This is a genomic window from Aestuariivirga sp. (assembly GCF_047600585.1).
In the GTDB taxonomy this organism is placed as follows: Bacteria; Pseudomonadota; Alphaproteobacteria; order Rhizobiales; family Aestuariivirgaceae; genus Aestuariivirga.
The window spans coordinates 1558004-1570259 of sequence record NZ_JASGKP010000001.1 but is presented as its reverse complement, the minus strand read 5'-3'; the positions used below and the strand labels follow the sequence as shown (position 1 = coordinate 1570259).

Genomic DNA, 12256 nt, shown 5'->3' with positions numbered 1-12256 from the left:
GTGAGCACAATTCTATTTCTGGTGATCGGCTATCTCTGCGGCAGCATTCCCTTCGGTTTGCTGCTGACCAAGGCCGCCGGGCTGGGCGATGTACGGTCGATCGGCTCCGGCAACATCGGCGCCACCAACGTGCTCCGCACCGGCAACAAGAAGATCGCCGCACTCACCCTGCTCTGCGATGCGCTGAAGGGCACCATCCCCGTCGTTGCGGCACACTTCCTCGGTGATGACCTCGCCGTTCTCGCCGCAGGCTTCGGCGCCTTGGCCGGACACATCTTTCCGGTATGGCTCAAGTTCAAGGGCGGCAAGGGCGTTGCCACGGGCCTAGGCGTTCTCTTCGGCTGGAACTGGATCCTCGGCCTCGTCTTCGTGGGCTGCTGGATCGGCACGTTCTATCTGACGCGCATCTCTTCCGCCTCGGCGCTCACCGCCGTGCTGATTGCCGTCCCCGTTTCATACCTTCTGGCACAGGCGGGATACTCCACACTGCCGCTCTGGCCCTTCATCATTCTCGCGGCCATCATCTGGGCCACGCACCACGCCAACATCCGAAGGCTCCTCAAGGGGGAGGAGCCAAAATCCTCCTTCTCAAAGAAACCCTGAGGGAGCGTGACGTGGGGGCGGCACGCAAACTCAGCGAAGAGGAACGGATCGCCTGGCTCCGCCTGACGCGGACAGAGCACGTGGGACCTGTCACCTTCCATGACCTGATCAACCGCTTCGGCAGCGCTGCCTCAGCCATCGAAGCCCTGCCCGATCTGTCCCGTCGCGGTGGACGCACGCGGCCGCTTTCGGTCTATCCCCTCGCCCGAGCCGAAGCGGAATTCGCAGCGGCAGCCCGCGCCAATGCCCTCTTCGTGGTGGCGGGCGAACGGGGCTATCCCCCGTTTCTCCGTCACGTGCATGCCGCGCCACCGGTCCTGTGCGTGGCAGGCAACCGGGACCATGCCGACGCGGATTGCGTGGCCATCGTGGGCGCGCGAAACGCGTCGGCGCTCGGACTCAAGTTGACTCGCATGATTGCGCACACGCTCTCCACCCATAACATCGTCGTGGTCTCGGGATTGGCGCGCGGCATCGATACGGCTGCACACGAAGCTTCCATGCAGAACGGAACCATCGCTGTCCTCGCGGGCGGCATCGATCACATCTATCCGCCGGAGAATGCGAGGCTGCATGCCGCGATTGCCGAACGCGGGCTGCTGGTCAGCGAAATGCCGCCCGGCACCGTGCCCAAGGCGGAACACTTCCCCCGCCGCAACCGCATCATCTCCGGCATCTCCCGCGCCGTGATCGTGGTGGAGGCGGCACTCCGCTCCGGCTCCCTGATCACCGCGCGCTTCGCCGCCGAACAGGGCCGCGATGTCTTCGCCGTGCCGGGCTCGCCGCTCGATCCCCGCGCCGAGGGCTGCAACCGCCTGATCCGCGACGGAGCACAAATTCTCACCTCGATCGATGACGTGATGGAGGCGCTGAAGACAGTCGCACCGCCCCGCGCAGACATCTTCCTTGAGCCTTCCGCGCCAGAACCTGTCGCCGAAACGCACGAGAGCGACCGCGAGCACCTGCTCTCGTTCCTCTCGCCCCACGACACTCATGTGGACGACCTGATCCGGGAGAGCAGACTCGATCCGCAGACCGTCTCGGCCCTGCTCCTCGAACTGGAACTCGCGGGCCGCGTCACCCGCTCGCGCGGCGGCCGGGTCGCGCTCGCCTGATCACTCCGCCTCGTCGTGCGGCACGATCCACGGTTCCTTCAGCGCATCGGCCAGCCACGCCTTGAAGGCCGGAGTCGCCATCACGGCATTCATGTAGGCCCGCGTCTCCTTCTTTACCGGAATGGCATAGCTGTCGAGGCGCGTGACGACAGGCGCAAACATGGCATCAGCGCCGCTGAACTTGCCGAAGAGGAAGGGCCCGCCCTTGCCATGCGTTTTGCGGCATTGCGCCCACAGGCTCTCGAGCCGCTTCACGTCGTTCATCACGCCCTCGCTGAAGCCGGCCTTCAGCGGCACCTTCGGACGGCGCAGGTTCACCGGGCAGTCGTTGCGTATGGCGCGGAAGCTTGAATGCATTTCCGCCGAAACAGAGCGCGCCATGGCACGCGCCGCCGCCGTCTTCGGCCAGATGTTCGCCTTGGGCCAGGTCTCCGCCGCGTATTCGATGATGGCGAGCGAATCCCACACCGTGTTGCCCTTGTGCAGCAGCACCGGCACGAGGCCCGCCGCCGAAATCTTCTTCACCTCGCGGCTAAAGCGCGGTTCGCCGAAGCGGATGAGTTTCTCCTCGAAGGGAATGCCACCCATGGCGAGCGCCATGTAGGGCCGCATCGACCACGATGAATAATTCTTGTTGCCGATGACCAGTACGGCCTTGCCTGCTGCTGCCATTTCATCTCTCCGTATCAGAGAGATTTTGGCAGATGCCTCCAGGTTATGAAAGACATGACGGCCGCCAGCAGGCCCACGAGAACGTAGACGATCTGGGTGGGAAAGAGGCTGAGCGCGAAGGCGAAGACGATGCCCGGCACGATGTCGCTGATCTCGATGAAGGTGCGATAAACGCTGGTCATTTCGCGGCGCTCGCGGGGCCTGACGGCGCGCATGTAGGGAATGGCGCCGACACCATCGAGTGCCGTTGCGCCGACCGAGCCTATCAACAGGAAAATGACGGTGACAATCGGCACACTCGCACCCACGATCCCGGCGAGGATCGATGACACGCAGATCAGGGCGAAGGCCGAGGCGATGACGATTCGCACACTCGTCCGCCGCGCGACATATCCCGAAAGCAAGGCCAGCGGCAGCAGCAGCTGGCTTGCCGAGATCACGTAGCCGCCCTGCGTCTTGTTGAGGCCCGCTTCGATGAGAAGGATGGGCCCATAGATGAAAAGCGATGACCAGAACACCGAGCGTGCTGCCGCGATGGACCAGGCCAGCCTGAGGCGCGGCTGCTCGATGAAGCGGCCGACGTTCTTGAGCGGGTTGAAGGGTTGGAGCGTGCCCGAGGGCAGCTTCGCCGGGTCACCCAGCCGGATGATCCAGAAGAAGGTGAGCAAGGTCAGCCCCGCAAGCAGTACCGCGATCTGCGCCGCCACCGGACCCATGTGGGTGTAGAGCCAGAGCCCGAGCGTGGGCCCGATCGTCCACGACACGGTACTGAAGGAGAGCCGCATGGGCTCCACCCGGGCATAGTCGGACTTGTGGATGTGATCGAGAATGTAGAGCGCCAGCGTGACGTTCATCACCGAGGCGCCGGCGTTCCGGAGGTAGGTGCCGGCCGCCTGCCCCGCCACCGTGTGGCTCGCCAGCATCAGGGCGGCGCACATGGAGAGCGCGATGCCGATCGTGTAGGTCCAGCGGCGGCGGGTGCGGCGCATGAGGTACGGGAGCATGAGGGTCGTCACCAGCACGCCCAGCGACGACATGGTCATGATCACCGAGACGTTGCGGCTGCTGCCCAGAAGCTCGTAGGCCTGCACCGAGAGCACGCCCGCGTTCAGGGAGCGGACGAAACTTTCCAGGGTAAACAGGATTGAGAACGTCAGGGCCCCGGCTTTCCGGCCGGAAAAGGGTATGGCGGCGGCGGTATCGGTGGGCATCCGGGGTGATTCCGTGTGCCCTGCGTTTACCGTCTCCATTGACCAAAAAGTAGGCTCCAAACGGGCCCCGGCAGCCCTGCCAAACCCGCATGGCTTGTTTTTCGGGGGGGATACCTATATGAGCGGCGCCCATTTGCAGCGCACAATGATTTCCGGCTGCCACCCACTTTGGAACATTGAATGACCGTTGTCGTCGTCGAATCGCCTGGCAAGGCAAAGACCATCAACAAGTATTTAGGAAAAGATTACAAAGTCTTGGCCTCGTATGGTCATATCCGTGACCTGCCGCCCAAGGATGGTTCGGTCCGGCCGGACGAGGACTTCGCCATGTCCTGGGAAGTGGACGGCAAGGCCGCGAAGCGGGTGTCGGACATCGTCGCCGCCCTCAAGGACCACGACCGCCTCGTCCTCGCAACCGACCCTGACCGGGAGGGCGAAGCCATTTCCTGGCACCTCCTCGAGGTGCTGACCAAGAAGGGCGCCCTCAAGGGCAAGGCGGTGCAGCGGGTGGCCTTCAACGCCATCACCAAGTCCGCCGTGCAGGATGCGATCGCCCATCCCCGCGAGGTGGATATGGCGCTTGTCGATGCCTATCTCGCCCGCCGCGCGCTGGATTATCTCGTGGGCTTCACCCTTTCGCCAGTTCTGTGGCGCAAGCTGCCGGGCGCTCGCTCGGCTGGCCGCGTGCAGTCCGTGGCGCTCCGCCTCGTCTGCGACCGCGAGCTGGAAATCGAAGCCTTCCGCCCGCAGGAATACTGGTCGATCGACGGCACCTTCATCACGCCCCAGGGCGCGAGCTTCGAAGCGAGCCTCTCCCAGATCGACGGCAAGCGCCTCGAAAAGCTCTCGCTCGGCACCGGCGACACGGCGAACAGCATCCTCGCCGCCGTGAAGGGCCAGCCCTTCGCGGTGGACCTGATCGAGAGCAAGCCGATCAAGCGCCATCCCTTCCCGCCCTTCCGTACCTCGACACTGCAGCAGGAGGCCTCGCGCAAGCTCGGCTTCTCGGCCTCGCGCACCATGCAGATTGCGCAGCGTCTTTATGAAGGTGTCGACCTCAAGGGCGAGACCGTGGGTCTTATCACCTACATGCGAACCGACGGTGCCGACATGGCGCCGGAAGCGATTGCCGCCTCGCGCAACGCCATCCTCAAGCATTTCGGCGAACCCTACCTGCCCTCCGTTCCGCGCAAGTATTCCACCAAGGCGAAGAACGCCCAGGAAGCCCACGAAGCCATTCGTCCCACTGATCCCGGCCGCACGCCGGACATGGTGAAGAAGGCGCTCGAGCCCGAGCAGTTCGCCCTTTATGAACTCATCTGGAAGCGCACCATCGCCAGCCAGATGGAAAGCGCCGAACTGGAGCGCACCACCGCCGACATCGCCACTACCGGCAGCGACGGCAAGCACTACAGCTTCCGCGCCTCGGGCTCGGTCGTGAAGTTCGACGGTTTCCTGCGCATCTACAATGAAGACATCGACGACGGCGAGGACGAGGATGCCCGCCGCCTGCCCGCCATGTCGCGCGGCGACAAGATCGGCGTGAAGGAAATCAACGCCAATCAGCACTTCACCGAGCCGCCGCCCCGCTATTCGGAAGCCTCGCTCACCAAGAAGCTGGAAGAACTCGGCATCGGCCGTCCATCCACCTACGTCAGCATCATGTCGACGCTGCGTGACCGCGGCTATGTCCGCCTCGACAAGAAGCGACTGATCCCCGAGGACAAGGGCCGCATCGTCACCGCCTTCCTCGAATCCTTCTTCATGCGCTACGTGGAGTACGACTTCACCGCCGACCTCGAAGAGCAGCTCGATCAGGTGTCTGCGGGCGACCTCAAGTACAAGGACGTTCTCCGCGACTTCTGGCTGAAGTTCACGGCCTCCATCGGCGATGTAAAGGACCTGCGCGTCTCCGAAGTGATCGACGCGCTCAATGATCTGCTGGCGCCCCACATCTTCCCGGCCAAGGCCGATGGTGGCGACGCCCGGGCCTGCCCGTCCTGCGGCAATGGCCAGTTGTCGCTGAAGCTGTCGAAGTACGGGACCTTCGTCGGCTGCACCAACTATCCCGACTGCAAGTATACCCGCCAGATGAGCGTGCCCATCGACGGTGTCTCGGACATCGTTCCGGCCGAAGGCATCACGCTCGGCACCGATCCGGAAACGGGCGCGGCGGTCACCCGCCGCATGGGCCGTTTCGGTCCCTACATCCAGTTGGGCGAGGCAACCGAGGACGGCGAGAAGCCGCGCCGCGCCTCGATCCCGAAGGGCAAGGACCCGGCCTCCGTCACCTTCGAGGAGGCGATGCGCTATCTCTCGCTACCGCGCGAAGTGGGTCTGCATCCCGAGACCAAGACGCCCATCGTCGCCAATGTTGGACGCTTCGGCCCCTACATCTTGCACGATGGCGTCTATGCCAACCTCAAGGACGACGACGTCTATACGATCGGCCTCAACCGCGCCGTTGACCTGCTGCACGAAAAGCGCTCGCGCGGCCCCTCGACCCGCGGCCGGCCCGGCGCGCTCAAGAACCTGGGGCCGCATCCCGATGGCGGCGGCAATGTCGAGATCATGGGCGGTCGCTACGGCGCTTATGTGAAGCATGGCGCTGTCAACGCAACGCTGCCCAAGGACAAGACGCCCGAAGACGTGACCATGGAAGAAGCGCTCGCCCTTCTCGCAGAGCGTGCGGGCAAGTCCGGCGGCAAGGTCAAGGCGGCGAAGAAACCTGCTGCCAAGAAGGCCGCAAAGAAAGCGGCGAAAAAGCCTGCCGCGCGCAAGGCCCCGGCGAAGAAGGTTGCTCCCGCTGCCTGATTGCATTCGCCGCCCTGATGAGGGAGTGTTGTGACCATGAAGCGGCCACCACCCCATCAATCACGGAAGAAGCCGCCCCGCAGCGAGAAGGCTGCGGCTGGTCTGCCAAGTGAAAAGGACATCCTCGAATTCATCGCCACCTCGCCGGGCGTGGTGGGCAAGCGCGACATCGCCCGCGCCTTCGGCCTCAAGGGCAATGCCAAGATAGGTCTGAAGGCACTGCTCAAGGATCTGGAGCAGAAGGGCACGCTTGACCGCAAGGGCAAGCGCCTCGCCAGCAGCAGCAGCCTGCCGCCTGTCACCGTGCTCGAAATCACCAGCATCGATGACGATGGCCACGCCTATGCCGTTCCCACCGACTGGAACATGGCGAACGGCGATCCTCCCACTATCCTGATCGTCGAGGACAGGAAGTCGCCGCAGCCCTCTCCAGGCATCGGTGATCGTGTTCTCGCCCGCCTCGAAGCCCTGCCTGCGGGCAAGAAATCTGTCCTCGGCTACACCTATCAGGCACAGGTGATGCGCCCTCTCTCCCGCGAGGCCCTGCGCATCGTCGGCATCTACCGCCAGGGACCCGGCGCCCATGGCCGCATCATCCCGTCGGGCAAGAAAGACCGTTACGACTATCACGTGCCCCATGGCGAGGATGGCGGTGCCGAAGATGGCGAACTCGTATCGGCCGAAGTGACCAAGCCCGCCTCGCGTGGGCTTCCGCAGGCGCGCATCCGCGCCCGCCTCGGCAATGCCCGTGACCCGCGCAACACCTCGCTCATCGCCATTCACTCTCACGGCATTCCCGACCAGTTCCCGCAAGCCGTCCTGGACGAGGTGCAGCATCTCCGCCTGTTCTCTCCGCAACACCGCGAGGATTTGCGTCACCTCCCCCTGCTCACCATCGATCCCGCCGATGCCCGCGACCATGACGATGCAATCTGGGCCGCGCCTGATGACGATCCGCAGAATGTCGGCGGCCACAAGGTGATCGTCGCCATCGCCGACGTGGCGGCCTATGTGAAGCCGCAATCGGCGCTCGACCGCGAAGCTCGCCGCCGCGGCAACTCCACCTACTTTCCCGACCGCGTCGTGCCGATGCTGCCAGAGCGCATCTCCAACGATCTCTGTTCTCTCCGCGAAGCCGAGGACCGGCCGGCGCTCGCCTGTCACATGGTCTTCGACCGGAACGGCAGGAAGCTCTCGCACCGCTTCACCCGCGCCATCATGCGCTCCGCCGCCAAGCTCGCCTACGAGGACGCACAGGCCGCCATCGACGGCCGCGGCAGCGACAAGGCGCGAATGATGCTCGAGCCTGCCCTGAGGCCATTGTGGGCCGCCTATGCCACACTGTCGCATGCCCGCGAGCAGCGCGGCCCCCTGGAACTCGATCTCCCGGAACGGAAGATCCTTCTCGATGAGGCGGGCAACATCGCCCGCGTCGTCGTTCCCGAACGCCTCGATGCCCACAGGCTGGTCGAAGAGTTCATGATCCAGGCGAACGTCGCCGCCGCGCAGGAACTGAAGAAGCGCAAGACACCGCTGCTCTATCGTGTACACGAGGAGCCCTCGCAGGAGAAACTCCGCACGCTGGCCGACTTCCTCAAGACCGTGAACATTCCCTTCGCGCTCGGCCAAGTGGTGCGCTCGAAGCACTTCAACCGCATTCTCTCCCAGGCCAAGGACACGCCGCACGAGCGGCTGGTGCATGAGGTGGTTCTGCGCTCACAGGCGCAAGCAAACTATCGCCACGAGAACGCCGGCCACTTCGGGCTATCACTCGCCGACTATGCCCACTTCACCTCGCCCATCCGCCGCTACGCCGACCTCATCGTGCACCGTGCCCTGATCAGCGCCTGCAAGCTCGGCCACGACGGGCTATCACCCCAGGACATTGCCGACCTCGTCGATACCGCCGACCTGATCTCCGCTGCCGAGCGCCGCTCGATGGTGGCTGAGCGCGAGACGGTGGACCGCATGGTGGCCGCGCATCTCTCGGGCCGGCTTGGGACCAGCTTCAAGGCCCGGATCAGCGGTGTGGTGGGGGCCGGTCTGTTCGTGAACCTGCTCGACACCGGCGCAGACGGCTTCGTGCCGGTATCGACCCTGGGCCGTAGCTTCTACGTGCTGGACGATGTCCGTCACGCGCTCGTCTCGAGCGAGACGGGCGAGACCTTCCAGCTCGGTGACATCGTCGACGTGAAGCTCACCGAGGTGGCACCTGTGAAAGGCGGCCTCAAGTTCGACATGCTCTCGGACGGCAAGAAGGGGGCAAAGCCGCCCCGCATCGGCCGCCACCGGGTGCGCCGCCCCGAACGGCCGCGCCGCCGCTAGGATTTCTGCCTCTGACATTGCGTCAGGATGCCGCTGCGGCTCATCGCGGCTTTGCGGTTCGGCGCGGGAGGCCCCACATCTGGCGGCCATGCAAGACTTTGCCTTCCCCGCGCCCCGCTCCTGGACCTCGGCCTGCCTCAGAGGCCTGGGCAAGCGCTGCCCTGCCTGCGGCAAGGGACGGCTGTTCTCGGGCTATCTGAGCGTCAATCCCGCCTGCCCGGACTGCGGCCTCGAGCTGCACCACCAGCGGGCTGACGATGCGCCGCCCTACCTCACCATCTTCATCGTCGGCCACATCGTGGTGCCGCTCATGCTGCTGGTGGAGAAGCTGTGGCATCCCGACCTGTGGATCCACTTCGCGCTCTGGCTGCCCCTGACGCTGGGGCTGTCCCTGTGGCTGCTGCCGCGGATCAAGGGGGTCGTGATCGGCCTGCAATGGGCTTTCGGCATGCATGGCTTCGCCCCCGCCGCCGAGGACGAAAACCGGGCCCTCACCCCCGCACCTTGACTTCCCCGGGCAATTGGGGTCTATGCCCGCTCAAATCCCGCATCCGGAGTGAATTATGGCCAAGGGCACCGTTATCAAGATCAAGTTGGCTTCGACCGCCGACACCGGTTACTTCTACGTGACCAAGAAGAATTCCCGCACCAAGACCGACAAGATGTCGCTCAAGAAGTACGATCCCGTGGCCCGCAAGCACGTGGAATTCAAGGAAACCAAGATCAAGTAATCCCGGGTTCTCCCGACGCGAAAAACGCCGCCAAGCCAAGCTTGACGGCGTTTTTTCTGTCTTGAAGAAGGGTGCCGGTCCGGGTTGTTGGGAATCGAGGAGGCCACTCAATTCGTTGCCCGGACCGGCAGACCCATAGGATCAGGTGATGCGGCGGGCCTGACCCCAGGGCCTTCTCGTTGGCAGCATGGGCTGCCGAATGGTGCGGAAGGAGAATGACAATGCCGCGTCGGCTTCTCCTCCTGGCCTCCGGTGGACGTTTGCGAAGTTTCCGTCCGGCCTTTGCCAGTGACTAAAACTGTAAGAAAAAGCGCGCGAACCTGCCAGCGTAACCTATGGTAAACGCTTGGCTTTCCGGCCTTAACATCAACGCTTAAGGTGAACGGGTAAGCTGAATCAAAACGGTGAATCAGCTAAGCCACTGAATCGCCGCGCTTAAAGAATGAACTTCGAGAGATCGGCATTGCGGGCGAGGTCGCCCAGGTTCTTCTCGACAAAGGCGGCATCGATCACGACGGTCTCGCCGGAGCGGTCAGCGGCTGTGAAACTGACCTCGTCCAGCACCCGCTCCATCACGGTTTGCAGCCGCCGGGCACCGATGTTCTCGACTGTCGAGTTGATTTCCGCGGCGATGCGGGCAAGGGCCGCCACGCCCTCCTCCGTCACGTCGAGGTTCACGCCTTCGGTCGCGAGCAGCGCCTTGTACTGCTTGATGAGCGAGGCCTCCGGCTCGGTGAGGATGCGGCGGAAATCATCCTGTGTGAGTGCGCGCAATTCGACGCGGATCGGAAGCCGTCCCTGCAATTCCGGCAGCAGATCGGAAGGCTTGGCGATGTGGAAGGCGCCCGAGGCGATGAACAGGATGTGGTCGGTCTTCACCGGGCCATGCTTGGTCGAGACCGTGGTGCCTTCGATCAGCGGAAGCAGGTCGCGCTGCACGCCCTCGCGCGAGACATCGGCACCGGCGCGTTCGCTGCGGGCGCAGATCTTGTCCACCTCGTCGAGGAAGACGATGCCGTTGTTCTCCACCGCGTCGATCGCCTCGGCGATGATCTTTTCCTGGTCGAGCAGCTTGTCGCTTTCCTCCGCCATCAGCACCTCGTGCGCGTCTGAGACCGTCATGCGGCGGGTCTTGGTGCGCTGTCCGAAGGCCTTGCCCATGATGTCGTTGAGGTTGATGACTGAGGCCGAGCCACCGGGCATGCCGGGAATGTCGAAGCTCGGCACGCCGCCTGAATCCTGGACCTGGATTTCCACTTCCTTGTCGTTCAGTTCGTCGGCCCGCAGCTTGCGCCGGAAGGTCTCGCGGGTGGACTCACTCGCATTGGCGCCCACGAGCGCGTTGAGCACCCGCTCCTCGGCGTTGACATGGGCCTGCGCTTCAACATCCTTGCGCCGCGCCGCCTTCACCATGCCGATGCCGGCTTCCAGCAGATCGCGGATCATCTGGTCGACGTCGCGGCCGACGTAACCCACCTCGGTGAACTTGGTGGCCTCAACCTTGATGAAAGGCGCATTGGCGAGCCGCGCCAGGCGGCGGGCGATCTCCGTCTTGCCCACGCCGGTGGGTCCGATCATCAGGATGTTCTTCGGGCTTACTTCCTCGCGCATCTGCCCCTTCAGCTGCTGGCGCCGCCAGCGGTTGCGGAGCGCGATGGCCACGGCCCGCTTCGCCTCATGCTGGCCGATGATGTAGCGGTCGAGTTCGGAGACGATCTCGCGGGGAGAGAAATTGGTCATGGGGTGGCCGGATCAGTTGGCTTTGAGAGGGGCAAGGTGCGCGGGCGGCACCCGGTTTGATATGGTGGCGGGAAGGAGCTTCAGCAACCCTGCGCGGAGCGGCCGCCACGCGAAGGACATGGCAAGCACGACCGCACCCACGAGCAGCACGACCATCGAGGTGGACGGCAAGGCATTGCCCGCCGACAGGACCGAGTAGATGGCGTAGCCCAGATAGAGCAGCGAGGAGACCAGCACGGCACGGCGGTCGATGGTGAGGGCGACGAGGCTCAGGCCGATGAAGACCAGCAGCGTCAGCGCCGCCTCGACAGGCCCCGGAGTCTCGCCCTTGATGATGTTCTGCATCACCGGGTGAACCACCATGGGTGCAGCAAGCGCATGCAGCCAGAAGGCAATGTCGGTGCGCCGTGTACGCCGCTCCCGGTCGGATGTGTCGAAGACCATGGCAAGCACGAACACCGCAAGACCGATGGGCAGGAAGATCAGACCACCGAGGCCCGTGATGATGTTCGGGAAGACGCTCTCCAATCCGCCCACCAATACGGCGGTTGCCGCAGCACAGGCCGCCGCCACTGTCACCGGCACGCGGAAGCGCCACCAGTGCAGTGCCACGGCCGCACAGGTCGCAAGCCCGCCCGCCGCGATGGCGCCGGCATCGGTCTGCCTCGAAAAGACTGCGGTCACACCGATGAACACAGAACTCGCGAAAGCGAGGAGCAGCAGGATGCTGGGCAGAGCCTGGCGGCGGATGCGGGTGAAGAGTTCCGCGAGAACCCAGGCCGCAACGGCAACGGCGCCACCGGGAATGAGCCAGCCCCCGCCATCAGTCAGGAAGACGAGCGCTCCGAGGAAAAGAACGATGCCGATTGCGACGAAGATATCACCGAAGCCGGTCACGAGGCGGAGCTGCTCGTCTTCCCCGCCATAGGACTCAGGCTCGGCAGTGGTGGACCAGAAGGCCGCGAGACGGTCGGCGGCTGCGCGGTCGATCACGCCTGCCGCGACAGCTCGCTCCAGATCATCACGGGAGGCACCGCTTGCCATG

The 12256-nt window shown here is 64.3% G+C and carries 10 protein-coding genes; 6 read left to right on the top strand and 4 right to left on the bottom strand.

The genetic code is table 11. From position 1 onward, the window contains the following. Positions 1-603 (top strand): glycerol-3-phosphate 1-O-acyltransferase PlsY, encoded by a 603-nt coding sequence (gene plsY, locus QM801_RS07645; RefSeq protein ID WP_415018614.1) that lies wholly within the window; start codon positions 1-3, stop codon positions 601-603. Between the two features lie 11 nt (positions 604-614). After that, on the top strand, positions 615-1718 hold the full coding sequence (gene dprA, locus QM801_RS07640) for a DNA-processing protein DprA (protein WP_415018613.1): 1104 nt from the start codon (positions 615-617) through the stop codon (positions 1716-1718). On the opposite strand, the gene QM801_RS07635 is transcribed toward dprA, so the two are convergent. Beyond that, positions 1719-2390: a glutathione S-transferase family protein gene (locus tag QM801_RS07635; protein ID WP_415018612.1), complete on the bottom strand. Its 672-nt coding sequence runs from the start codon at positions 2388-2390 to the stop codon at positions 1719-1721. A gap of 14 nt (positions 2391-2404) precedes the next feature. Continuing rightward, a complete protein-coding gene (locus QM801_RS07630) occupies positions 2405-3601 on the bottom strand; it encodes an MFS transporter (RefSeq protein WP_415018611.1) in 1197 nt (398 codons plus the stop codon). A 180-nt stretch (positions 3602-3781) separates the two neighbouring features. On the opposite strand from QM801_RS07630, the gene topA reads away from it, so the two are divergent. The 4 genes from topA (at position 3782) to rpmG (ending at position 9471) form a co-directional block, all read left to right on the top strand. After that, complete coding sequence (gene topA, locus QM801_RS07625) at positions 3782-6415, top strand: type I DNA topoisomerase (RefSeq protein WP_415018610.1); 2634 nt, start codon at positions 3782-3784, stop codon at positions 6413-6415. Between the two features lie 36 nt (positions 6416-6451). Next, positions 6452-8740: a ribonuclease R gene (gene rnr, locus QM801_RS07620; RefSeq protein ID WP_415018609.1), complete on the top strand. Its 2289-nt coding sequence runs from the start codon at positions 6452-6454 to the stop codon at positions 8738-8740. 88 nt (positions 8741-8828) lie between these two features. Further along, positions 8829-9248 (top strand): DUF983 domain-containing protein, encoded by a 420-nt coding sequence (locus tag QM801_RS07615; RefSeq protein ID WP_415018608.1) that lies wholly within the window; start codon positions 8829-8831, stop codon positions 9246-9248. Between the two features lie 55 nt (positions 9249-9303). Beyond that, positions 9304-9471: a 50S ribosomal protein L33 gene (gene rpmG / locus QM801_RS07610; RefSeq protein WP_415018607.1), complete on the top strand. Its 168-nt coding sequence runs from the start codon at positions 9304-9306 to the stop codon at positions 9469-9471. 435 nt (positions 9472-9906) lie between these two features. Here the strand turns inward: rpmG and hslU are convergent, their stop codons facing one another. Both hslU and QM801_RS07600 read right to left on the bottom strand, forming a co-directional pair. After that, a complete protein-coding gene (gene hslU, locus QM801_RS07605; protein ID WP_415018606.1) occupies positions 9907-11211 on the bottom strand; it encodes an ATP-dependent protease ATPase subunit HslU in 1305 nt (434 codons plus the stop codon). Positions 11212-11223: 12 nt separating this feature from the next. After that, positions 11224-12255 (bottom strand): hypothetical protein, encoded by a 1032-nt coding sequence (locus tag QM801_RS07600; protein ID WP_415018605.1) that lies wholly within the window; start codon positions 12253-12255, stop codon positions 11224-11226. Position 12256: the final 1 nt, after the last annotated feature.